At 37.0% G+C, this 24,111-nt stretch carries 25 protein-coding genes; 20 read left to right on the forward strand and 5 right to left on the reverse strand.

Annotated elements, in window-relative coordinates:
• Window positions 1–9 precede the first annotated feature (9 nt).
• The 7 genes from MM213_RS07410 (at window position 10) to coaE (ending at window position 5,190) form a co-directional block, all read left to right on the forward strand.
• Window positions 10–1,110 carry a Glu/Leu/Phe/Val family dehydrogenase gene (locus tag MM213_RS07410; RefSeq protein WP_241410943.1) on the forward strand — a complete coding sequence of 367 codons (1,101 nt, stop codon included), beginning with the start codon at window positions 10–12 and terminating at the stop codon, window positions 1,108–1,110.
• A gap of 140 nt (window positions 1,111–1,250) precedes the next feature.
• Window positions 1,251–2,435 (forward strand): transcription antitermination factor NusB, encoded by a 1,185-nt coding sequence (nusB, locus tag MM213_RS07415; RefSeq protein WP_241410945.1) that lies wholly within the window; start codon window positions 1,251–1,253, stop codon window positions 2,433–2,435.
• A gap of 10 nt (window positions 2,436–2,445) precedes the next feature.
• Window positions 2,446–2,748: a YtxH domain-containing protein gene (locus tag MM213_RS07420; protein WP_241410947.1), complete on the forward strand. Its 303-nt coding sequence runs from the start codon at window positions 2,446–2,448 to the stop codon at window positions 2,746–2,748.
• Between the two features lie 10 nt (window positions 2,749–2,758).
• Window positions 2,759–3,295, forward strand: a complete 537-nt coding sequence (locus tag MM213_RS07425; RefSeq protein ID WP_241410949.1) for a DUF1573 domain-containing protein — start codon at window positions 2,759–2,761, stop codon at window positions 3,293–3,295.
• A gap of 2 nt (window positions 3,296–3,297) precedes the next feature.
• Complete coding sequence (gene yajC / locus MM213_RS07430) at window positions 3,298–3,615, forward strand: preprotein translocase subunit YajC (protein ID WP_241410951.1); 318 nt, start codon at window positions 3,298–3,300, stop codon at window positions 3,613–3,615.
• Between the two features lie 8 nt (window positions 3,616–3,623).
• Window positions 3,624–4,589: a YbbR-like domain-containing protein gene (locus MM213_RS07435; RefSeq protein WP_241410953.1), complete on the forward strand. Its 966-nt coding sequence runs from the start codon at window positions 3,624–3,626 to the stop codon at window positions 4,587–4,589.
• A complete protein-coding gene (coaE, locus tag MM213_RS07440; protein ID WP_241410955.1) occupies window positions 4,582–5,190 on the forward strand; it encodes a dephospho-CoA kinase in 609 nt (202 codons plus the stop codon). The genes MM213_RS07435 and coaE overlap by 8 nt, the downstream gene beginning before the upstream one ends.
• Window positions 5,191–5,305: 115 nt before the next feature.
• Here coaE and MM213_RS07445 read toward each other — a convergent pair whose 3' ends face one another.
• Window positions 5,306–5,554: a hypothetical protein gene (locus MM213_RS07445; protein ID WP_241410957.1), complete on the reverse strand. Its 249-nt coding sequence runs from the start codon at window positions 5,552–5,554 to the stop codon at window positions 5,306–5,308.
• 1 nt (window position 5,555) lies between these two features.
• Window positions 5,556–6,521 (reverse strand): tetratricopeptide repeat protein, encoded by a 966-nt coding sequence (locus MM213_RS07450; protein ID WP_241410959.1) that lies wholly within the window; start codon window positions 6,519–6,521, stop codon window positions 5,556–5,558.
• Between the two features lie 81 nt (window positions 6,522–6,602).
• Here MM213_RS07450 and MM213_RS07455 point away from each other — a divergent pair, with 81 nt between their 5' ends.
• The 7 genes from MM213_RS07455 to MM213_RS07485 all read left to right on the forward strand — a co-directional run bounded on the left by MM213_RS07455 (window position 6,603) and on the right by MM213_RS07485 (window position 13,030).
• Window positions 6,603–7,097 carry a C40 family peptidase gene (locus tag MM213_RS07455; protein ID WP_241410961.1) on the forward strand — a complete coding sequence of 165 codons (495 nt, stop codon included), beginning with the start codon at window positions 6,603–6,605 and terminating at the stop codon, window positions 7,095–7,097.
• Window positions 7,098–7,337: 240 nt separating this feature from the next.
• Complete coding sequence (gene atpD / locus MM213_RS07460) at window positions 7,338–8,840, forward strand: F0F1 ATP synthase subunit beta (RefSeq protein WP_241410963.1); 1,503 nt, start codon at window positions 7,338–7,340, stop codon at window positions 8,838–8,840.
• Between the two features lie 88 nt (window positions 8,841–8,928).
• Complete coding sequence (gene atpC, locus MM213_RS07465) at window positions 8,929–9,171, forward strand: ATP synthase F1 subunit epsilon (protein ID WP_241410965.1); 243 nt, start codon at window positions 8,929–8,931, stop codon at window positions 9,169–9,171.
• 160 nt (window positions 9,172–9,331) lie between these two features.
• Window positions 9,332–9,526, forward strand: coding sequence for a 30S ribosomal protein S21 (gene rpsU / locus MM213_RS07470; protein ID WP_241274045.1), 195 nt, complete (start codon window positions 9,332–9,334; stop codon window positions 9,524–9,526).
• A 691-nt stretch (window positions 9,527–10,217) separates the two neighbouring features.
• Window positions 10,218–11,102 carry a tyrosine-type recombinase/integrase gene (locus MM213_RS07475; RefSeq protein ID WP_241410967.1) on the forward strand — a complete coding sequence of 295 codons (885 nt, stop codon included), beginning with the start codon at window positions 10,218–10,220 and terminating at the stop codon, window positions 11,100–11,102.
• Between the two features lie 29 nt (window positions 11,103–11,131).
• Window positions 11,132–11,437, forward strand: coding sequence for a ribosome hibernation-promoting factor, HPF/YfiA family (gene hpf / locus MM213_RS07480; RefSeq protein WP_241274043.1), 306 nt, complete (start codon window positions 11,132–11,134; stop codon window positions 11,435–11,437).
• Window positions 11,438–11,518: 81 nt separating this feature from the next.
• The gene (locus tag MM213_RS07485) at window positions 11,519–13,030 is read left to right on the forward strand and encodes an ArnT family glycosyltransferase (RefSeq protein WP_241410969.1); all 1,512 of its coding nucleotides are present in this window, start codon (window positions 11,519–11,521) and stop codon (window positions 13,028–13,030) included.
• Window positions 13,031–13,063: 33 nt separating this feature from the next.
• Here MM213_RS07485 and MM213_RS07490 read toward each other — a convergent pair whose 3' ends face one another.
• Entirely contained in the window at window positions 13,064–14,704 is a 1,641-nt protein-coding gene (locus MM213_RS07490) for an ArnT family glycosyltransferase (RefSeq protein ID WP_241410971.1), read from the reverse strand.
• A 163-nt stretch (window positions 14,705–14,867) separates the two neighbouring features.
• Between MM213_RS07490 and MM213_RS07495 the strand changes: the two genes are divergently transcribed.
• The 3 genes from MM213_RS07495 to MM213_RS07505 all read left to right on the forward strand — a co-directional run bounded on the left by MM213_RS07495 (window position 14,868) and on the right by MM213_RS07505 (window position 17,982).
• Window positions 14,868–15,809, forward strand: a complete 942-nt coding sequence (locus MM213_RS07495) for a glycosyltransferase family 2 protein (protein ID WP_241410973.1) — start codon at window positions 14,868–14,870, stop codon at window positions 15,807–15,809.
• Window positions 15,802–16,686 carry a lysylphosphatidylglycerol synthase transmembrane domain-containing protein gene (locus MM213_RS07500; RefSeq protein ID WP_241410974.1) on the forward strand — a complete coding sequence of 295 codons (885 nt, stop codon included), beginning with the start codon at window positions 15,802–15,804 and terminating at the stop codon, window positions 16,684–16,686. The genes MM213_RS07495 and MM213_RS07500 overlap by 8 nt, the downstream gene beginning before the upstream one ends.
• 123 nt (window positions 16,687–16,809) lie before the next feature.
• Window positions 16,810–17,982 carry an ATP-binding protein gene (locus tag MM213_RS07505; RefSeq protein ID WP_241410976.1) on the forward strand — a complete coding sequence of 391 codons (1,173 nt, stop codon included), beginning with the start codon at window positions 16,810–16,812 and terminating at the stop codon, window positions 17,980–17,982.
• A 171-nt stretch (window positions 17,983–18,153) separates the two neighbouring features.
• Here the strand turns inward: MM213_RS07505 and chrA are convergent, their stop codons facing one another.
• Together chrA and MM213_RS07515 are read right to left on the reverse strand one after the other, a co-directional pair.
• Complete coding sequence (gene chrA / locus MM213_RS07510) at window positions 18,154–19,350, reverse strand: chromate efflux transporter (RefSeq protein ID WP_241410978.1); 1,197 nt, start codon at window positions 19,348–19,350, stop codon at window positions 18,154–18,156.
• 3 nt (window positions 19,351–19,353) lie between these two features.
• Window positions 19,354–20,334 carry an isopenicillin N synthase family dioxygenase gene (locus MM213_RS07515; protein ID WP_241410980.1) on the reverse strand — a complete coding sequence of 327 codons (981 nt, stop codon included), beginning with the start codon at window positions 20,332–20,334 and terminating at the stop codon, window positions 19,354–19,356.
• A gap of 78 nt (window positions 20,335–20,412) precedes the next feature.
• Here MM213_RS07515 and MM213_RS07520 point away from each other — a divergent pair, with 78 nt between their 5' ends.
• The 3 genes from MM213_RS07520 (at window position 20,413) to MM213_RS07530 (ending at window position 24,040) form a co-directional block, all read left to right on the forward strand.
• Entirely contained in the window at window positions 20,413–21,180 is a 768-nt protein-coding gene (locus tag MM213_RS07520; protein ID WP_241410982.1) for a hypothetical protein, read from the forward strand.
• A gap of 52 nt (window positions 21,181–21,232) precedes the next feature.
• A complete protein-coding gene (gene serS, locus MM213_RS07525) occupies window positions 21,233–22,504 on the forward strand; it encodes a serine--tRNA ligase (RefSeq protein ID WP_241410984.1) in 1,272 nt (423 codons plus the stop codon).
• Window positions 22,505–23,461: 957 nt separating this feature from the next.
• Window positions 23,462–24,040, forward strand: a complete 579-nt coding sequence (locus tag MM213_RS07530; RefSeq protein ID WP_241410986.1) for a hypothetical protein — start codon at window positions 23,462–23,464, stop codon at window positions 24,038–24,040.
• The last annotated feature ends 71 nt before the right edge of the window (window positions 24,041–24,111 follow it).

The following is a 24,111-nucleotide window of genomic DNA, read 5'->3' on the forward strand; positions in this document are numbered from 1 at the left end:
CAAGTTCAAATGGTAGAGATTAATACTGGGGAAAAAGTAAGAGAAGGATCAATCTACGGACAGATCACTTCCTTAGGTCATGAGCAATTGGTCATCTGCTATGATGAGCCAACAGGCCTAAAGGCAATAATTGGTATTCACAACACTGTCCTTGGCCCTGCACTGGGAGGAACTAGGATGTGGAATTATGCATCAGAGGCAGAAGCGATTACGGATGTCTTGAGACTTTCTAGAGGCATGACTTTCAAAGCTGCGATCTCAGGATTGAACTTAGGCGGAGGAAAAGCGGTAATCATTGGTGACCCAAAGCTAAAAAATGAAGCTTATCTTCGAAGATTCGGGAGATTTGTAAACAGTCTTGGTGGAAGATACATAACTGCTGAAGATGTAAACATGAAAACCAGCGATATGGAATATATCGCAATGGAAACAAAATATGTTACTGGACTTCCTGAAGTTCGTGGTGGCGGTGGAGACCCTTCTCCAGTAACTGCATACGGAACATACTTGGGCATGAAAGCTGCAGCCAAAAAAGCTTATGGATCGGATTCATTGACAGGAAAAAGAATTCTTGTTCAAGGAATTGGTCAAGTAGGAAAGTATTTGGTTTCACATTTGACAAAAGAAAATGCTGAAGTTTTTATTACTGATATCTACGAGGACAAATTGATCGAAGTAGCCAAAGCCACTGGAGCAACTCCAATTGATCCAAATATGGTGTATGATTTTGATATGGATATCTATTCGCCTTGTGCGCTAGGTGCGACGATCAATGACGATACCATCGATAGGTTGAAATGCAAAGTCGTAGCCGGTGGAGCCAACAACCAATTGAAAGATGAAGAAAGGCATGGAAAGATCCTATTGGAAAGAGGTGTGATTTACGCTCCTGATTTCTTGATCAATTCTGGTGGTTTGATAAATGTTTGTGCCGAATTTATGGGAGGATACAACAGAGAATCTACGTATTTGCATGCTGAGAAAATTTATGATATCACAACCGCTATCTTGGACAAATCAGCAGTAGAGAATATCCCTTCTCAGCAAGCTGCCATAGAAATGGCTTGGAGCAGAATCGAAGCAATAGGAAAAGTTAAGCTTCCTTATTAAAAATTTAATAAAAAAATTCCACCTGATCAGAGAGATAAAGCCTCTATCAGGTGGATTTATACAATATCTGATGGCAATAGACGAGTCCATCGCAAAACCTTAGTCTAAATTATTTATATTTACGTTCTTTAAAATTAGGTATGTTAAACAGAAGAATACTCAGAGTTAAGGCTTTCCAAAATCTCTATGCATATGAGTTGTGCAAAGCCTCTAATTTCAATCTTGCCAAAGATCAAATAAAAGAAGCATTTCTTCCTGATTTAAACAGTATGGAGACGCAGGATAAAGTACAGCTCAAAAAAGATGCTGAAATCTGTGTTTCACTTTTTTCAAAAAACCTAAATAGCAAAGCCCTTGTATCCCAGCAAGAAGTCAGCGTCAAAATCAAATCAGAAGCCATCAAAGCGATCAATGCTTTCCACAAAGCAAATGAAAAGGATTATGATTTTCTGCTGAAAAACATGATCAGTTCTGCTGAACTTATTCCCCAGCTCTATCTTAACTCCATCCAATTGCTGATTGCATTTGGTGATCATGTAAAAAATGAAGCTGAAAGAAAAAGAAAATTATCTGCAGATCAAGTAGTCTCTACAAGTGGTGAACTTAACTTTGCAAAGAACGTTATTCTAGAAAAGTTAAAGACTTTACCTGAATTCGAGACCGCCATCATTCGCCATGACGCATTGTTGGATGATTTGGAATTGGAAATCAAAGATTGGTTTAGACAATACATCAAGCCTTCTGAGCAATATCAAGAATACATTAAGATCGATCAACCAAGTCGAGCGGATGATTTTAATATCTTGGAGTCAATATTGAAGAAAATCATCTTCAAGAATGAAGTGATCTTGAATTTCTTCTCAGAAAAAGACATGAATTGGACAGAAAACAAATCTGTCGTAAGAAGTCTTGCAGGTAAAGTGATCAAAAATGTGTTTGAACAACTTGAAGAAGGTGCGGAATTACTTCCCGAAATTGCCATGAACTGGGAGGACGACAAGGAATTCTTCCAAAATATCTTTAACTTGACAATCGAAAATGAGGATATCAACAAAGAGTTGATCGCCAAAAAAACACAAAATTGGGATATCGAAAGGATTGCATTCACAGACAAAATCATCATGTCTATGGCAATCACAGAGATGAAAGAATTTCCAAGCATTCCTGTCAAAGTAAGTATCAATGAATACATCGATATTTCCAAGACTTACAGCACACCAAAAAGCAAGCAATTCGTAAACGGCTTATTGGATGTACTCTCAAAAGAGATGATGGAGAATGGTGAAATCAAGAAAAGTGGACGAGGTCTTTTGGATAACAAATAACAATAAAGCAATGAGCAAAAATACTAACAATTGGATCACATTCATAGTTGGAGCCGGAATGGGCGCAGCTTTGGGGGTTCTTTTTGCCCCAGATTCAGGAAAAAACACCAGGGATAAATTGTCTTACAAATTATCTAGATACAAAGAGGAACTTGAAGAACTTGTAAGAGATCTGAAAGAAGGTAAGAACATGCCTCACAACGAAGCAAAGTCAGAGGGCAATAGAGTTATCACTGATGCAAAAAACAAAGCAGAAAACCTTCTTAGTGATGTCAATAAACTTATTGAACAAATTAATCAAGAAGCAAATTAATCGATTACCCATGAAGTATTTAAATTTATCAGCATTGTTGATTATAGGAGCCATTACGGTTTCTAGCTGTGATAATAATGATCAATCAGAGAAAATTGCTGAGCTTGAGCAAAAAATCGCTCAAATAGAGACGAAAGCTCCTGCAGTACCAACCAATGTACAGACTTCGACAGCAGCCGATCCTTCCACTTTAGGTCAATTTAAGTTTGAAGATGTTGAATTTGATTTCGGCACGATAGCAGAAGGAAAGACTGTGGATCATGTATTCAACTTTGTCAACGAAGGTCAAGCACCATTGGTGATTTCAAATGTAACTGCCTCTTGTGGATGTACCACTCCTGATTATTCAAAAACACCTGTAAAACCAGGTGAATCTGGATTCATCAAAGTATCGTTCAATTCAACTGGCAAACCAGGTACACAAGCACCGACAGTATCTATTCAGGCTAATACTAGCCCAAGCGTAAATAGATTGAGACTTAAAGGAAATGTAACACCAAAAACAACAGCAAGTGCTGCGGGACAATTAGGTCCTGTCAAAAAGTAATTATGAACAATTTTATTTTATTGCAAGCAGAAGGTGCTGGTAGTGGCATCATGGGTCAGGTTTTTCTATTCGGATCCATTATTTTGATCATGTATTTCTTCATGATCAGACCACAACAGAAAAAACAAAAAGACGCTAAAAATTTCTTGGAAGAAATCAAAAAAGGTGATAATGTAGTAACTATAGGAGGCATACATGGAAAAATATATTCCATTGATGGCGACACGATCACCCTTGACCTTGACAAAGGTTTCAAAATAAAAGTTGAAAAGTCCGCAATCTCATTGGACTTCACCAAAAGAGCAAACGGAACAAAATAAATTGTCCCTTGACAAAACTGAAAAAATACTTTTCTTCTGCCAACCCTAGAAAAGTTGCAAACATGAAAGTGGTAGCCCTGTGTTTTCTTGCAGCTGCCACTTTCTGGTTTTTAAATGCCCTCAACAAGGACAATTACAACACCGTTGTGGATTATCCTATAGATATTATTTTTGATACGGAAGAATTCATGGCTGTCGAACAGCTTCCGAAAAAAGTAAAAATCGAAATAAATGGAAATGGATGGGATTTGCTGAGGAAATATTTCAACATCAACGAAAATCCATTTTTGATTGAGATCAATAATCCCTCAACAAAAAACTACATCTTAACCTCTGAAGTTAGGAGAAGTCTCGCTGAAAACATCAGCCCTACGACACTCGTATCCATGGTTTCTGATACAATACATTTTAAAATTGATAAAATCGTCACGAGAAAAATCAAAGTTGAAATAGACTCATCTTCATTTGCATTGGCAAACAACTTCAGAATCGACGGCGATATAAGTATCGATCCTTCTACAATTGACTTGAAAGGACCTACTTCTGCACTAGAAAAACTAGATGGTTCTCTGAAGATCAAGCTGAACGAAGACAAAATCAATAAGAATTTCAACAAGATCATTCCAATCTCTATACCAAGTGAATTGGAGAGCTTCCTGCAGCTACAAGACGAGAGCGTCCATGTAAAGTTCGATATTGTCCAATTTTTGGAAGGTAATAAGCGCCTTAAACTCAATAAATCGAACTTTCCCGAAAATGTCAGCTTACTTCAAGAACCAAATAATATAATGATGTATTATTTGATTGACGAAAGAAAAGTCGAGGAACTCAAAAAGTTTGAATTTGAGGCGGTATTGAATTACAATAATAGAAACAGAGAAGACTCTACAATCAATGTTGTCGTTAGTCCTAGACCTTCAATCTTAGAAAATGTCCGATTGGAGCCTTCAATATTCAGGTTGAGATATGAATAGTAAACCGTTTTTGATAGGTATAACAGGAGGAATTGGTTCTGGAAAAACAACAGTTGCCAAGATTTTTTCTATTCTTGGAATTCCAATTTACTATGCTGATGACCGTGCAAAATGGCTTATGTCTAAAGACACTGCTCTCAAAAACCAAATTCAAAATGCCTTTGGAATCAATTCATACAATGAAGACGGCAGTTTGAACAGGGAATTTATCGCTTCTAATGTTTTTGGAAATAAGGAAAACACAAAAACTATCAACAGCCTTGTACATCCTGCTGTCAAATCAGATTTCGAACTATGGGCTAAATCTCAAGAAAGCCCATATGTATTAAAAGAAGCGGCTTTACTATTTGAAACTGGATCATACAAAGATTTAGACAAGATAATTACTGTAAGTTCTCCACTTCGGGTTAGAGTCAACAGAGTGCTTTTGAGAGATCCTCATAGAAACGAGGAACAATTGAATACTATCATCGACCAACAGATGCCCGAAGAGGAAAAAATTCATTTGAGTGATTATGTTATCAAAAACATAGACAATAAACTTCTGATCCCGCAGGTTCTAAAGATTCACGACAAGCTACTTTTATTGGGTAAAAAGTAAGCTCTGACAACTTTTTGTAACTCAATTCTTTTGATAGAATTTTTACAACCGAGGTGTAGATGGTGCGGAGTTTTAGTTCAGCCAAACTTAAAATACCAGAGTTTGACAAGTGTACTTAACGTTCGATTTTAAGATTGATCTGATCAAGATAAAACTTCATTCTGGTATGTTCTCTATTCAAAAAATCGATTTTGTCTATCTTGTCTTGCTTGTGGTTATAGAAAACCTCCACATATTCATTGCCTAAAAGATACAGGTTCACCTTGTGTGTATAGTATCTAATGGCCACGACAAACGTTCCATCGAGATACAGTTTCTGTATTTTCTTTTGCAAAGTAAGTGTCTTGAAATCTTCTCTACTCATACTACAATTTCGCCAGTTCCATTTCTGATGCAATATACCCAAAAGCAGACCAATATCCAGTATTTATTACATTTTGAAATATTGATTTTGCCATTGCAGTATCTCCTTTTGTAAGATAATAATTCCCCAAACCATAGCCTTGGGTTACATATTGAAGTTTTTGATCGGAAGCATTTTCATCTACATTCAGCAATTTCTCAGGATTGATTTCACCTTTATACATCAATATCCTTTTGAAATAGGCATCATTCTCGATAATATCCATATCATTTTTTACTGGTTTTATCAGCTCTTTTGCCTCCTTTTCCCTACCCATTTTCCTCAAAGTCATGTAATACCAGTCCATCGTAGCTATTCTGAGATCATCATTTATAGATACTTCCAAACAGTTCTTATAAGCTTCCAAAGCATCATTCCAATTACCTTTGAGATAATGAGCAAGTCCTAAATGATACCAAACATTAAACTGTACATTCGACAGTGGAATATTGAGTTTGTTAGGCATTCCATCTTGTTCGATTTGAATCTCAGAACCATTCATAAGTATAGCAGCTTTTTCAAAATCCCGGATCGCTTCATCAAACATTCTGATCGAGAGATATCTATGACCTCGATGCCTCAATGGCTCGAAAGCCTCAGGATATTCTGATACAGCTTTGGTAAAAGTCCTTATCGCCAAATCATACCTTCCCAAGTAAGCCTCTCTTCTTCCTATCCATATCAGATTATCGAGGGTAGATTCATTCAGATATGCTCGTTCAGCCTCTAAAAGATCATTTATTTGCTTTTTCTGAGCTCCCGAATCTATTTTTGTAAACAAGGAGTCTCCTTTCAGACTTCTAGCTTGAAAAACACTTTCATTATGAATAATAAAATTGTTCTTCGACTTTTTCTTAATTGTCGTAGTACCTTCGCAAGCGAATAAAAAAGCAATCATCACCAGAAAAAAACTTCCATTCCATTTCATAATTATAGGTTTTCTTGACGTTAAGACTTTGAAACATTAAGATTGGTACGTATAATTGAATTTAAATAGTTTTCAGCAGAAATGAATACAAAAACAAGAAAATTTTACCAAACGAAAAATCTATTCATTTTTATACTGATTTTATCAACTATCCAATTAACTTCTTGCTCTTCTACCAAAAAAATCCGAAGACAAAATATCAATCAAGTAGTCGAAACAGCAAAATCGTACAGAGGAACACCATACAGGTATGGTGGAACGACCCGTTCTGGCATTGATTGTTCTGCCTTGATTTTCCATTCATTTGCAAGTGTAGGGGTTACAATGCCCAGGACCTCCGCTGATCAAAGCAAGATTGGTAAGAAAATCTCTGGAAATAAATTGGAGAAAGGTGATGTTGTATTTTTTGCCACTGGAAAAAGAAAAAGACAAGTCACCCACGCAGGGATAGTCACTGGCAACAACAGGGGGCAGATTTTATTTATTCACTCTTCCACTTCACTGGGGGTGACAGAGGATAATCTAAATAATAAATATTGGTCAAAAGCTTATCTATTCGGTAGAAGGGTTTTTTAAATGAATTTCACAAATCAACGAAAAGTGACAGCTAAAAGTAGTTCAAGCACTTAATTTTACTCGTTGTTTAAAAGATCACCTTCAAAAAAGGTGGTATTCGTATGAAAAAATAAGGTTTATAATAAAAAGGGTAATAAAACCCGATTTAATTTCCAAACATCCTTTGGTATTAAGCTTTTATAATTAATTTTGCACTCGAATTAATAAAGCGTCATTCCCTTTTTACATCAACACATAAAAATGGCAAATCTTGGTAAAATAACTCAGGTAATTGGTCCAGTAGTGGATATCTCTTTTGAAGGAGGTAAATTACCTAATATCCTTGATGCACTTGAAATAACCAAAGAAAACGGTCAAAAAGTAATCTTGGAAGTTCAACAGCACTTGGGTGAAGACAGAGTAAGAACTATTGCAATGGATTCCTCAGAAGGAATGGTAAGAGGCATGGTAGCAACCGATCTAGGTGCACCTATCTCTGTTCCTACAGGTGAAGGTATCAAAGGTCGTCTTTTCAACGTAGTTGGAGAAGCTATCGATGGTCTTCCACAACTTCCTGCAGGAAAAAGACTTCCTATTCACAGATCTGCTCCTAAGTTTGAAGATCTTTCTACTGCGACAGAGGTCCTTTATACAGGGATCAAAGTTATTGACTTGATCGAGCCTTATGCAAAAGGTGGTAAAATTGGTCTTTTTGGTGGTGCCGGTGTAGGTAAAACTGTATTGATCCAAGAATTGATCAACAACATCGCAAAAGCTTATTCAGGTCTTTCTGTATTTGCTGGTGTAGGTGAAAGAACTCGTGAAGGTAATGACCTTTTGAGGGAAATGATCGAATCAGGAATCGTTACTTATGGAGAGGACTTCGTTCACTCTTTGGAAACTGAAGGTGGATGGGATCTATCCAAAGTAGATTTGAAGAAATTGGAAGAGTCTAAAGCAACATTCGTCTTTGGCCAAATGAACGAGCCTCCTGGGGCCCGTGCTAGAGTAGCCTTGACAGGATTGACTTTGGCTGAATATTATAGAGATGGCGAAGGTGATGGAGCAGGTAAAGACATCCTATTCTTCATTGATAACATCTTTAGATTTACACAGGCAGGTTCTGAAGTGTCTGCACTTCTTGGACGTATGCCATCGGCGGTAGGTTACCAGCCAACATTGGCAACTGAAATGGGTACCATGCAGGAGCGTATTACTTCTACTAAGAATGGTTCGATTACATCTGTACAAGCAGTATATGTACCTGCGGATGATTTGACCGATCCAGCCCCAGCGACGACCTTCGCTCACTTGGATGCTACCACTGTACTTTCTAGAAAGATTGCAGAATTGGGTATTTATCCTGCTGTGGATCCTTTGGATTCTACTTCTAGAATCCTTTCTCCAGAGATCTTGGGTGAAGAGCATTACGGATGTACTCAGAGAGTAAAAGAGATTTTACAGAGATATAAAGAACTTCAGGATATCATCGCAATCTTGGGTATGGAAGAACTTTCTGAAGAAGATAAGTTGGTCGTACACAGAGCAAGAAGAGTTCAGAGATTCTTGTCTCAGCCTTTCCACGTAGCAGAGCAGTTTACTGGTCTAAAAGGTGTGTTGGTTGATATCAAAGATACCATCAAAGGATTCAATATGATCATGGATGGTGAATTGGATCATTTGCCAGAAGCAGCATTCAACTTGGTAGGTAGCATTGATGATGCCATCGCAAAAGGTGAAAAAATGCTTGCTGAAGTAAAATAAGTGACTAGAAATCAGTTATTAGTTATCAGTCTTTGCAAAAAACATTACTAATAACCCAATAACTATTCACTCAATAACTAAAACAAAGATGCAACTAGAGATAGTAACACCAGATAAAAAAGTATTTCAGGGAGAAGTCTCTGAGGCAAGCTTTCCAGGAGCAAATGGTGCTTTTCAGGTATTGAAAAACCACGCACCGCTTGTCTCTGCTTTGGCAAAAGGAACTGTTTCCTTTACCACAAATGATAGCAAGCAAAGCATGATAGTAGATGGTGGCGTTGTAGAAGTAAAAGACAACAATATCGTTCTCCTTGCTGAAAAAGTACTTTAAGCATATAAAAATTATATTCTAATTACAAAAAGCCTGGCAATAGCCGGGCTTTTTGGTCTATAAGAAATATAAATTCACTCAAAGCATATATATCCAACCAATAGTTTTTAAACCAAAATAAATTCCCTACCTTTGCAACCCTGAAAGGAGGTGTAAACATATGATCATAGTCAACGTAAAAGAAAATGAATCTATCGAGAAAGCGCTTAAGCGTTTCAAAAAGAAATTTGATAGAACAGGTGCTGTAAGAGAACTTAGAGCAAGACAACATTTTGTAAAACCTTCTGTAAAAAACAGAGAGCAGAGAATCAAAGCTGCATACAAGCAAATGTTACAAACTGAAGAAGCTAAATAATATTATTTATTGTTTGCTATCTTTTTGAGATACACTCAATTGGCGCATCTACCGAAAGTGGATGCGCTTTTTTTTTTGCAGTATCAATGGACGCGATCCACAACTCAATAGAAGCACTCCAAAAATAAGGATAATTCCTGATCTGGACTAAGCTTAGATTGCATCTAAGCTTTTTTATCCTAGGAATTTATAATTCCACTTTCACAGTAATCCTATCTTCTAAATCAGAATACCTAAAGTGTAGTTGCAAACTACTCCCAGTCGGAGACTGACTAAGCTTAGATTGAATCTAAGTTTTTTTATCCCAGAAATTCAAAATTCCACTTGCACAGAAATCCTATCTCTAAATAAAAACACCTAAGGTGTAGTTGCAAACTACACTCAGTCGGAAATTAACTAAGCTTAGATTGAATCTAAGCTTTTTTATCCCAGAAATTTAAAATTCCACTTTCACAGAAATCCTATCTTCTAAATCAGAATACCTAAGGTGTAGTTGCAAACTACTCCTTGAAAGCAAGTGGCTAAGCAATAAATTCAGATTCATTACAATATCAACTAATATCCAATATCCACAATTATCTTGCCCCTAGCAGAGTATCTATTTCAACCCTATTTATACCATATTTTATTAAGCCTATTTCTACCATATTTCATTTAAAATAATTAACTTGAAATATCAGAAACATCATACATGATAGAATCCTTCATCAATTTCTTAGAGTACGAAAAAAGGGCAAGCAAACACACTGTCATCGCCTATGAAAAGGATCTGGGGCAGTTTCAGGAATTCTGTAGTCTTTCATTCGAAAAGGATGACATAAGCTTCGCTGAGCATGCCGAATTGAGGGCATGGGTAATCGATCTTGTCGAACAAAACCTCAGCGCAACTTCTATCAATAGAAAAATAGCCACACTAAGGTCATTTTACAAATTCCTACTAAGATCTGGAGAAATCAAAAAAGACCCTACATACAAGCTCAAAGCACTAAAAACCCCAAAAAGACTTCCTGAATTTGTACAGGAAGAATCCATTGAAAAAATCATGGATCAGGACATGTATGATTTTGATTTTGACGGGCAAAGAGACCGGATGGTCATGGAATTTTTATACTTGACAGGAGTACGATTATCTGAACTTTTGGAACTCAGATGGAAAGATATCAACCTTCATGAAGACTATGTGAAGGTGATTGGGAAAAGGAAAAAGGAAAGAATTATACCAATCACTTTGAACCTAAAAAAGAATATAATTTCGTACAGAAAAGTATTTGAAGAAACATTTCCTTTTCTAGACGAGAGTGATTATTTTATCGTTACAAATACAAAAGAACCTGCATATCCTATGAAGATATACCGCATCGTAAGACATTATTTAGATCTTTTTGCGCAGACTTCGAAGAGAAGCCCACATATACTTAGACATACCTTTGCAACTCATTTGCTGAACAAAGGGGCTGATCTAAACGCCGTCAAAGACCTTCTAGGTCATGCCAACTTGGCTGCGACGCAGGTTTACACCCACAATTCCATGGAAAAACTCAAGGCTGTGTTTGAACAAGCACATCCGAAAGCGTAATATAAGTTTAACTATAAACAAATACCGTTATGAAACTTCAAATGCATTCTATCCATTTCGATGCCGATCAAAAGCTGACAGACTTCATTCAAAGAAAAGCAGATAAGCTAGACACCTTCTACGATCGCATTATTGACGGAGAAGTTTTTATGAGACTCGACAAGAATGAAAAAAACGCAAATAAGATCATCGAAATAAAACTGAATGTCCCGGGAAAACAACTTTTTGCAAAAAACCAAAGTGACTCCTTCGAAGCCGCCGCGGACGAAGCTGTCGAAGGATTGAGAAGACAGATTAAGAAATTCAAAGAGAAAGTCGTCTTAGCAAATCAATAATCCCCCAAAAACACATAAAAGGCCTTTCCAACATGGAAAGGCCTTCATTTTTTAGCATATTTGCAGTCCAAAGCTGACCAAATGAAAAATCCCTCCTTCTATCGAAAGCTGACGCTTAGTCTATTGACGATCATCGCTATTTTCAAACTTGTCTATTTTCATTTTTCAAATCACAGCATATTTACCGAAGAAGCACAGTATTGGCTTTGGTCAAAACACCTAGATTGGAATTATTACTCCAAACCTCTAATGATCGCTGTCTACAACTTTATGAGCACATCTGTTTTTGGAGATACTGAATTTGCGATCAAATTCAATGCTGTATTATTTAGCTTTCTTACAGCTTGGGTGGTTTTTGAATTTGCATTGACAATGTACCGAAAAGGTAAAATTGCATTTTGGGCGAGTATGATGTTGTCTGTGATGCCTTTTTTCCACCTTGGCTCTATTTTCCACACGACGGATTCATCTTTGTATTTTTTCTGGATCTTAGCTTTATTTTGGGTTTGGAAAGCATGGCAATCAGATAAGTTATCTTGGTGGATTCTCGCTGGTTTTGCAACTGTTTTTGGTATTCTTTCCAAAAACATCATGGTTTTGACATTACCGATTTTGGCACTCTACATTCTATTGACAGATCGCAAAAGATTCTTCACCAAAGGCCCTTGGGTATATGTGTTGGTTTCGTTCCTTTCTTTGATTCCGATTGTCATTTGGAACTTCCAAAATGACTTTGTGACCTTCAAACATGTAGGGACATTGGGAGGGGTAGAAGGTGAAAAAAGCAGCTTCAACATTACCCAATCATTCAAATACATTGGGGAATATGTCGGCGGTCAGTTAGGTTTCCTCTCACCGTTTTTCATCCCTATCCTCTGGGTAAGTTTAAAGAAAATAGAATTCAAAAAAGACCCACGAGCATTGTACCTGGTTCTACCGACTTTGGCAGTTTGGCTCTTGTTTCTCGTGATGTCAATTTTCAAAAATGTGAATGTTAACTGGCCTGCCTTTGGTATGCTGACACTTCCAATCATCATGGCGCATTACTTGGATAGCGCTTCGCAAACATGGAGGAAGTACGCTTTAGGTTCGAGTATTTTGACTGGCTTTGTGTTGATGATATTATTTTTCCCTGCGCCGTTTGATGCTGTCGGATTTAAGAAAATCCTAAAACCCTCAAAGGACCCAATGAATAGGCTTGCTGGATATAGACAAATGGGCGAACGAATAGACTTCCTTAAAGACAGCCTGAATTTAGAGAAATCATTTATATTCAGTGACAGTTACCACACGTCTTCCGAGATGGCATTTTATTCTCAAGGAAACCCTCAAACGTTCAATATAAATCTGGGAAGAAGAAAAAACCAATTTGACCTTTGGCCAGGAATCAGTCAGTTTGAGAAATATGGATTTGCAGGAATCTATATCACAAGGGAATCCGAAGTTCAAAATGCTGTCAAATCGGGATTTGAAAGCTTTATCTTGGAAGAGAAATTCTATACCATCTACCGAAAAGACACTGTCAAAACTTACATCATAGCTGTTTTTCAAAACCTCAATAAAATCAAAGAAATAGAAACGAGCGAATATTAATTGAATCCCTTTGTATTCAAGAACTTTTGCTTTCTAAATAGGTCTAGCAAAATAAAACTTCTTGCCGTATTTCATCTTTACTTCCTCAGCGTTTCCATTCCATAAGGCAGCAAACATTTCTGAAATATATTTTGCGTCCCAATTGAGCGCTGCCAATTGGATGTCAAAGTCATTTTGCGATAATTTATCCAAGTATTTTTCTTCTACTATAGCATAGTCAAAATCTACAACCTTTGTGTTAAATTCAGATTCTTCAATATCCACCATTCTGTAATTTGGACCAAGGCCAATCCTGATTTTACTCCCAGTATGCAAATGACCCAAATATGCTATTGAACTCCCTTTTTCTATATCCTGATCATTTGCATACACTTTAATCAATTGCCCTGCGTCAGGTAGCGAAATTTGGAAAGTAGAAATACTCGCACCAAAAAACAAAAGCAGCACACTCATGGAAATTAAAAAAGGCAATTTATCTTCAACTTTCCTTTGAGTAATCAAATAAACTATCAAGCCAGCAAAGATGATTACCTGAAGCCAAATCCAAATATTTGAAGGCAAGAGAGCATTGAAAAACAATCCTACTAACAGTACAATTACATTGAGAAACACGAAAAAAAACAAAGCAAACTTCATTGTTTTTATTTTTTCCAACAGGCCATTTTTCACCAAAAGCCAAGCTACCCAGATAGTCGTCAAGGGAACAACTGGAAGTAAATATCTTTCATAAAACTTGGTAACCAAAGCAGACATCAAAATGATTCCAATGACCCATAGAACCACAAATCCAGTGAAAGCCTTCTCTTCATGAAATAATTTTTTGAAATTTTCTTTGAATCCTCTAAGCCCAAACAGAAACCAAGGAACAAATAAAACTATCATCAAAAGGATCGCCAAAAAGAGGTTCTTCAAAACCAACAAATATCGGGATGCTACCCTCATGCCTACTTGATCTTCGACAAAAGAATCCAAATATTCAGCTCCATGAATCCAATACATTGCCACAAACCAATAAAATGCAACAAACAAACTTACTAACACTGCTGGTAAGTAGAATGCTTTTTGAACCCTTACTTTTTTCCAAGGATTCAAAACCAAAAACATCAAGCCTAAACTGCCCAAAGCTGCTGCAGGAAGGCCCTTTACTTCAAACGCAAAAGCCAACCCAAGAAACAAAAACCAACTGAATCGCTTGGGAGCATCATTTCCAAATCTTAAAAATCCAATAAAACCAATTGCACTCATCGCCATAAACATTCCTAGTAATACATCTGGAATTGACCGAGTAGAACTCAAAATCAAAACTGGATGAGAAGCCATAATCAAGGCGGAAAGCTTGGTAATTTTTTGATCGTCAAACATCAATTTCGCGCCATAATATACCAAACCGACTGTCAAAGCGCCTGCTATCAAAAAGAAAAACCTTGAAGCAAAAGGTGTTACACCAAACAATTCAAAACCCGCTAGCACAAACCAATAGGTAAGAATAGGCTTTTTGAACCTAAGCTCTTCGCTACCCAAATAAGTCGTATGGATATCACCAGTCTGCACCATCCTTACCGCTGCATCAGAATAGTACATTTCATCCGGATAATGCATGTGAAAACTCAATGCAAAAGGCCCCACCAACAAGGCGAAAGCCAACATGACAAACCAAATGGATAAATTTTTCAAAGCCTGTAGTTTCAATATTTAGCGACAAAGATAATATTTTCAATTTGCTTGCGAGACTTTCCTGAGCTTTAAGAGTCAAAATAAAACTAAAGAAATGCGTCAATTCAAAGCATTATTTGCTGTCTCTAAATTAAAACCGTATTTTTGACGAAATTAATTTTCCATGACCAAGCCATTAATTTCTGTTGTAATCACAGTTTACAACGAAGAAGAGAATATCAAGCCTCTCCTTGATGCAACTTATGATGCACTCAAAGAAATCGATTACGAAGTGATTTTGATAGAGGATGGATCTACTGACCAAACAGTATCTGAAGTAAAAAAATACGCGAATAATCGTACAAAGCTGATCATTTTCAATAAAAACTATGGCCAAACCACTGCTCTTGCTGCCGGAATTGACATGGCAGAAGGCGAGTATATTGCAACCATGGATGGTGATCTACAAAACGACCCAACTGATATTCCCGGGATGCTAAGGAAAGCTATCGATGAAGGTTGGGACGTGGTAGCTGGAAGAAGAGCCAACCGAAAAGATGGCTTCGTTCTACGAAAATTCCCTAGCAAAATCGCCAATTATATCATTCGCCAAAGTACAAAAGTGTATTTAAATGACTACGGATGTAGCTTGAGAGTCTATAGGGCAAATATCGCTCAAAACATGGGTCTGTACGGAGAATTGCACAGGTTCATACCTGTGCTTGCAAAGCAAGAAGGTGCTAGCATGACCGAAATAGATGTGAAGCATCACCCGAGGATTCATGGCACATCAAAATATGGATTGAGCAGGACTTTCAAAGTAATGGCTGATTTGATCCTGATGCTATTTTTCCAAAAGTATTTCCAAAGACCAATACATATATTCGGCACCTTGGGTTTGCTGTCACTTTTGATTGGATTTGTGATCAACTTCTATTTGTTGGTAGAAAAAATAATGGGTGGAGACATCTGGGGAAGACCAATTCTTTTGTTGGGATTCATTTTCCTTTTGGCTGGAATCCAATTGATCACAACAGGGATTATTGCTGAGATAATCATAAGGACTTATTTTGAGTCTCAGGACAAAAAAACTTACAAAATCAAATCGGTCTATCAGGGTGAATAAGAAAACACTGAAATTAGTACTCAAGCTAATCCTTACAGGGTTAGCTGTTTTTTTGGTTTTCAGAAAAATAGATACCGATCAGCTCTTACTTGTCCTTCAGTCTGCGAGTTGGCTCTGGCTATTCCCTGCATTTTTACTTTTTGTCCTAAGCAAAGTATTCACAGCACTCAGGCTCAATCTTTATTTCAGAAACATTGACTTGTACATTAGCGAAAAAAAGAATCTGATCTTGTATGCTATCGGAATGTTTTACAACCTATTCCTGCCAGGTGGCATTGGCGGTGATGGCTACAAGGTATATTTACTCAACAAGCATTTCAAAACCCCAATAAAATCACTCCTTCAAGCAGTATTATTGGACAGATTGGGCGGATTGGTTTCAATCATCCTACTCCTACTTGGACTTTTGTTGGTAGTAGATATTGATCTTACCATTATTCAGGAGATCCCTGTGTCCTTGATTGCCATCATTTTGATTCTGCTTACTCTTCCCTTATTTTATTTGATCACAAAATATCTATTTAGAAAATTCCTTCCCTCCTTCCTTCAAGCAAATGGTTTTTCCCTACTTGGACAAATCTCACAAATGATAGCTGCCTATTTTATTTTATTGGCTTTGGGAATTGACGAGAAAATCTTGGAGTATCAATTTATTTTTCTTCTTTCTTCCATCGTCGCCGTGCTTCCACTCACTATTGGTGGTGTTGGTGCTAGAGAATTGGTTTTTATTTATAGCCATGAATACATCGGAATTGACAAAAATGCCGCTGTAGCCTTCAGCTTAATCTTCTTTTTGATCTCAGCAATCGCCTCGCTAATTGGCTCAATTTTGAAAATCGACTTAGAAAAATCTGATAAAGACAAAAACAGCCTTTAAAAGTCAAATGAATAGATTATAGAGCTATCCAACATTGAAAATTTAAAATTGTATTTTAATTTTTCAATGTTGGATAGGATAGTAAGCATTGATTTTTTAAAATTAATATTTAAATTTGCAAGGATGATTTATAGAAGAATAGCGTTAGAACTAGAAGAATTACTTCAAGACTTTCCAGCCGTGTCTATCCTTGGACCACGGCAGGTAGGAAAAACTACGCTCGCTCAGGAAATCGCTATCAAGCTGGACAAAGAAGCTATTTATTTAGACTTAGAAAGTCCAAGTGACAGGAGTAAGCTAGCAGAACCTGAGCAATATTTCGACATTCACAAAGGCAAATTGATCATTTTGGATGAAATCCAGAGAGTGCCTGAGCTCTATCCAATACTTCGAGGAGTCATAGACAAAAGGAGAAAAGAAGGATACCGATATGGCCAATTCCTGATTTTGGGATCAGCTTCTCTTGAATTGATCAAGCAATCATCTGAATCATTGGCGGGAAGGATTGCCTATGAAGAACTCTTCGCCCTCAATCTTTTGGAAGTCCAAAAAGATGACAATTCATTGGAAAGATTGTGGCTAAGAGGTGGATTCCCCGATAGCTTCTTGGCAAGATCAAATTCAGCAAGCTTGAGATGGAGGAATAATTTCATTACTACCTATCTGGAAAGAGATATTCCACAAATAGCACAATTTATCCCGGCAAATAGACTTCGGAGACTTTGGACAATGCTTGCACATCTACAAGGAACCCAACTCAACATGAGTCAACTTGGTGGCAGCATGGATCTAAGCTCTCCTACTATCAAAAGCTACATTGAATTGCTGGAAGACTTGCTTCTCTTGAGAAGTATCAGACCTTGGTATAGTAATGTCGGCAAACGCTTGGTGAAAAGTCCCAAAGTATATATCAGAGATTCAGGCTTGGTTCATGCTTTATTGAATATAGGCGAAATGGACGAACTCCTTAGCCATCCTATCTTGGGATTAAGCTGGGAAGGATTTATCATTGAAAACATCCTATCCGTTTTACCAAAAGGAGCTGAGTATTGGCACTACAGGACATTTTCTGGAGCAGAAATCGACCTTGTCATCACTTATAAAACCAAGGTAATCGCTATTGAAATCAAAAGGACCATGAGTCCAAAGGTTTCTAAGGGATTTGTAATTTCTTGCGAGGATATCAAAGCAACTGACAGATACATTGTTTACAGTGGAAGCGAAAGTTACCCCATCAGCAATGATTCCACGGCCATTCCGCTTTTAAATTTCTTGGAAATTCTAGGTGAGCTATAAATGTCCACCTAGAACTCCCATGCCCCTTGTTCAGTATCCCTAAAGAACAATCTTTATACATACAGAACAATTATCACTGGCATTTAATGATTCACAAATCAAAAAACCATCTCTCCTACTTAGAAAAATCGATATCTAGGCTACTACAAACCCCTTACAAAATCCATAATTTCAAAAAATCCAATTATACCCAATCCCTGCCAATACTCCAATAACAATAATCAAAGGAGATGAAAGCTTTGTAAATTGGAGCAGAATATAAGTCCCAAAAATCGCAAGCACATTGAACAAATTAGAATCCAAAGGTTCAAAAAGCAAATATGCTGCAGCAATCAACATCCCGCAACTCACCGCATTCACCCCTTCCAAAGCAGCACGAACAGGCCTGTATTTTTTCAATTGATCCCAAAATCTAATCACAAAGAATATCAGAAAAGTACCGGGCAAAAAGATCCCCGCAGCAGCTATAAAACCTCCCGTCAATAACCCCACTACACCATATTCCCGCATAGAAAGGGCTCCAACATAAGAACTAATACTGAAAGTAGGCCCTGGCATCCCTTGAGATATGGCATAGCCAGTAAGAAACTCTTCAGAGGTAAGAAATTTTTTGAACTCTACAAACTCAGTAAAAAGATAGGGTACCAAAACTTGACCACCTCCAAAGATCAAACTTCCGTTTCTGTAGAAATTTTCAAAAAGCAAAATCGACTGGTTCTTTGTCAAGGCTCCCAAAACCGCAGCCAATACTAAAATCCCTCCCCAGAGGTAAAAGTTGGCCCAGGAAATCACCAACTCCCTATCCCCTTTTTGTTTTGGATGACTTTTATAATTCAATGAAGTCGTAAGCCCTCCTACTAAAAGCAAAATAGGAAACACATAGGGCGAATGATAAAAGAAAGAGATAAAGGCAGCCATCATCATCAATACAGTAGCCTCGGATGTTTTGACCATTTTAAAAATGGTTTTTTGGGCTGCGTATATAATAAAACCTATCGCCATGGGCTGTATAAATTTCGCAAAACTCAAAGCTCCTGGAGTATTTTCCTGTAAAAAATCTATCAAAAAAGCCGCGGCTATCATTAAAACCGTGGCTGGCAAAATCCAAACAAATAGAGATAAGTAAGCCAAATTGGGACCTCCAATTCTATAGCCTATTGCTGAAATCGTCTGAGTAGATGTTGGCCCTGGCAGGATTTGACAAAGCGCATTTAACTCCCACAAATCCTCTTCTGAAATATAATTTCTTTTCTTGACCATGGTATCCAATACCATGGCCAGAAAAGCTTGAGGCCCCCCAAAAGCAGTGACAGAAAGCAACAACACATCCTTGAGATAAAGATAATATTTTACTTTCTTTAAGGTCACAGCTTATTTCTTTAAGCCTAGTTCTCTCAAACGCTCATCCAGGAACTCCCCTGCTGTAGCATCTGTAAATTGCTTTGGGTTATTTTCATCAATACAACTTTCCAAACAAGTCAAATCCATTTCGGATCTAGGGTGCATAAAGAAAGGAATCGAAAACCTGCTGGAATTCATTTTCTCTCTCGGTGGATTTACAACTCTATGGATCGTTGATTTCAATTTCTTGTTTGTCAATCTTTCCAGCATATCTCCAACATTCACCACTACTTGATCAGGAAGCGCTGTGATCGGAATCCATTTACCATCCTTTCTCAAGACTTGCAATCCATCTGCACTTGCTCCCATCAATAATGTAATCAGATTAATATCTCCATGCTCAGCAGCTCTTACAGCATCTGCAGGAACTTCATCTGGGTTTTCGATAGGAAAATAATGAATTTGCCTCAAAATGGAATTCCCGTAAATGACCTTATCTTCAAAATAATCTTCCGGAAGCTCCAAATAAAGAGCAATTGCTCTGAGCATATTCTTTCCTGCCGCTTCCAAAGTCTTGTATGTCTCCAAGGCAATCTCCTTGAATTCGGGTAATTCCTCAGGCCATACATTTTCTGGGTATTCAGCTTTGATAGGATCAGAATCAGGGATATCTGATCGCTCTTGACCAACGTGGTAGAACTCTTTCAGATCACCTGTATTTCTACCTTTTGCATGCTCCTTTCCCTTGCCGGTATAACCTCTTTGATAACCAATTTCTGGTTTTTCATGTTTTGTCTTTACCTCATCAGGAAGTGCAAAATATCTTTTGATGATATCATAAAGCTTATCCTGCAACTCTTTATTCAATCCATGATTTTTGATAGCAGCAAAGCCTATATTGTTATAAGCCTGCCCCAATTTCTCAACAAAGGCTGCTTTTTTTTCTGCATTTCCAGAAGTGAAATCCGCCAAATCTAGCGATGGGATTTCGTCATATAAAATCTCAGTCATAAGGGTATAATTTACTTCGAAATATACGGTTTTTTAAGCTAAAATTAAATATCTTTAGTTCTCTAGCAACCAAACACTATGAAACATATATTCTTTTATGCACTTGCGTTCCTAATATGTACAATATTTTCCTGTGAATCTAGACGAGAAAAAAAAGAAGAGGTAAAGCATAAAATGCAAACTTCCGACTCCCTGGAAATTTTATCTCCGGAGATCAGTTTTTATTTTTACGAAGAAAAAAATGATTATCCAGATGCTATTCTGGAGATGTTTAGTCCTTTGGGCAATCAAGTTTTCAAGCCAGGTAAAATCCCCTTTGAATTTAATGTCAAAAACTATCCTTATGGCGAAGGCTTGAGCGGGTTCCAGTTGAAATTAATCCTGAATTCAAGTGATCCCGTAGGCTACAATATGCCGATTTTTCAAAAAGAGCTCAACGAGGGAACATACAGATCTATTGCTTATTTGGTAGATGGGGAAGGTTTGATGCTCAAAGAGTTCGGGAATTATGTTGACAGGGATTTTAGAGTTGGCGATACTAGGCCATTTCCTTATTCAGCAGAACCATACATAGCTGTCAATCTTCCCGCTGATAAGCAATCATATACATCTGAACAAGAAGTCACGATAGATTTTTTGGTTTTGGGAGGAGATCTGAAAAAGGACAAATTGAAGGTAATCATCGCGGTAGATGAGATAAATTATGAAGTCGAGCAAGTCACACCTGTCAGAATTGCCAACTTACCCAAAGGTGAGCACCTACTGACGATCAAATTGGTACACAAAGATGGAAAAGAATTAGACGGACCATTTTCGACAATTCGCAAAAGTGTAATAATTCAATAAAGAACATCCTTATCTTTGCAGCTATCAATAATCAGAATCAAAGACACATTTTATGTTACTTGTAAATACGATCAGAGACAACTTCGATGTTGTTTTGGAAGGTTTATCAAAAAGAAATTTCCAACAAGCTGAAATAACGCTACGCCAAGTCATCGAACTTGACAATAAAAGGAAAGAAACACAATCAGAAAGAGATAATTTACAAGCCGAATCCAACAATATTTCCAAAGAGATCGGGATGTTGATGCGTGAAGGAAAAAAAGAAGAAGCTGAAAAGATAAAATCTAGAACAGCAGAGATAAAGGCGCAAATAAAAACTCTTGAAGACAGCTTCAACACCATTGAAGAAGAACTTAAGCAACAACTATATACACTACCAAACATCCCCCATAGTTCTGTACCTGCCGGGAAATCAGCGGAAGACAATGAGATTGTCCTAGAACATGGCTCAATTCCGGAGTTGCCGGAATCAAAAATGGCACATTGGGATTTAATAAAAAAATACGATATCATCGATTTTGATTTGGGGGTAAAGATCGCCGGTGCAGGATTTCCAGTTTATAAAGGAAAAGGTGCTAGACTTCAGAGGGCATTGATTAATTTCTTCTTGGACGAAGCGATGAAAGCCGGATATACAGAAGTACAGCCACCCATTTTGGTCAATGAAGAATCAGGCTATGGAACAGGACAACTTCCTGACAAGGAAGGTCAGATGTACGAAGCTACTGCAGACAAACTTTTCCTTATTCCTACAGCAGAAGTTCCCATCACAAACCTTTATAGAGATGTGATTGTGAATGAACAAGATTTTCCAATCAAAAATGTCGGCTATACACCTTGCTTCAGAAGAGAGGCTGGTAGTTGGGGGGCCCATGTCAGAGGCTTGAATAGACTCCACCAATTCGACAAAGTTGAAATTGTGCAAGTCGTGCACCCTGATCAATCTTACGACACACTGGAGGACATGAGCAAATATGTACAAGGTTTACTTCAAAAGCTTGAGCTGCCTTACAGAGTTCTTAGGCTTTGTGGTGGTGATATGGGTTTCACATCTTCACTGACTTATGATATGGAAGTCTACTCTGCTGCTCAAGAAAGATGGCTTGAGGTAAGTTCTGTCAGTAATTTTGAAAACTTTCAGGCAAACCGTTTAAAGTTGAGGTTCAAGGGAAGTGATAAAAAGACACAGTTAGCACATACATTGAATGGCTCAGCTTTGGCTTTGCCAAGAATAGTAGCTTCAATTTTGGAAAACAATCAAACAGAAGATGGCATAAAAATGCCAAAAGTACTTGTGCCATACCTTGGTTTTGATAAAATATAATTTGCCTATTCGCAATCATGCCACTAATCAATTAAACGATTGTTTTTTGGCAAACTGATACTAACAGATATTGGATATTTATTAGTATTGGTTCGAAATCACAGGTTAATTCAGTTATTTAGATTCTACTGATATGAAAACGGATATATAAAATATCCGCAATAACAACAGTAATTTAAGAAGAGAGCTCTCTTTGATTCATTTCGATCCACCAAAGGCGGACAAGTTATTAATTGATATTAGATATTGATCTAAATCAAACATTAATACTAGAATTATAATCTACTGGAAAAGAAGCGTATACTCATAAAATCTGATTCTCCGCAGTGACACCAGAAAATGAATTTTCACTTGAAGATCATGCTGATAATCGTCGATGATTGACTGTCAACAGTAGCTGAATTCTATGCAAATGCCTAATTATGATGAATACTTTATTTTAAATGGGTGTTTTTTTGAAGCGGCTATACCTATGATGTAAATAGAATAAGAGCAGATTTAAATTCCAAAGACATAAAATCCTTAGAGAATGAGCCTTCATTTTCTAAGGATTTTTGCATTTGTGAAAAAAAATAATTCAACTGAGGTAAAATTTTAATAATTTTTCAGAAAAAAAATATATACCCTAATACCATCAAGATTATTGTTAAAAACAAAATATTATTCCGTATATATTGATTTATCAACTAATGTATATTTCACGATAACGTTTCCGAAAGAATTTTCACTTGATTATTATATTTTCATTAAAATGATCAAATCATTATATTTTTGACAATGATTAAATATTTTTATTGAATTATTTGTAATTTAATATCGACATACCTATGTTTGTACCATGATCTTTTAAAACGATCACCCCCAAAGTAGCTGGCCTCTATTTTATGTGCTCGAAGATATCGACACAAGAGGTTAATCCGAAATAAGTATTTCTTAACCCTATTAAATTATACTATTATGAGATTATTTACAGCAATGATCCTAGCATTGAGCATTTCATTTACAGCCTTTGCAGGAAACGAACAAACAGAAGGAACTGTCAAACTAAAAAAAGTACAAGACAGCAAAGTGCAATTGATTTATGGCATGGTTCCGACAGGAGCCGTTACAGTAAAAATCTACGATGATTACAATGCTTTGGTGCATTCAGATAGAATCCTATCAAAAAAGGAATTCTCTAAAGCTTATGATTTCTCAAGATTGAAGGATGGGAAATACCAGATTGGAGTTTACAATGGCAACGGAGAAGTTGAGCACATGGAATTCAATGTAGGAGACAAAAAAGTTGAGCCTGTAGTGTTTTCTAAGCTCGAAAAAGTACAGGGAAATAAATATAAACTACTTGTAAATTCACTTTTACCATCTAATATGTCCATTTTGATATATGAAAACAATCAATTGGTTCATGAAGAAGAACTAAAAGACACGAAAGGATTCCAAAAAACTTATATTTTCAACCACCCAATTGCTAACTCAAAAATCGAGTTCTTTGTAAGAACTGATGATGGATTTTCGAAGCTATTGGCTACGAAGTAACATACTAATTAACCATAAAAAATGGGTTTCTTTTTGCAAAGAAGCCCGTTTTTTATTTTCAAGGTGTTGGA

This window comes from Belliella alkalica (assembly GCF_022549785.1).
GTDB lineage: Bacteria > Bacteroidota > Bacteroidia > Cytophagales > Cyclobacteriaceae > Belliella > Belliella alkalica.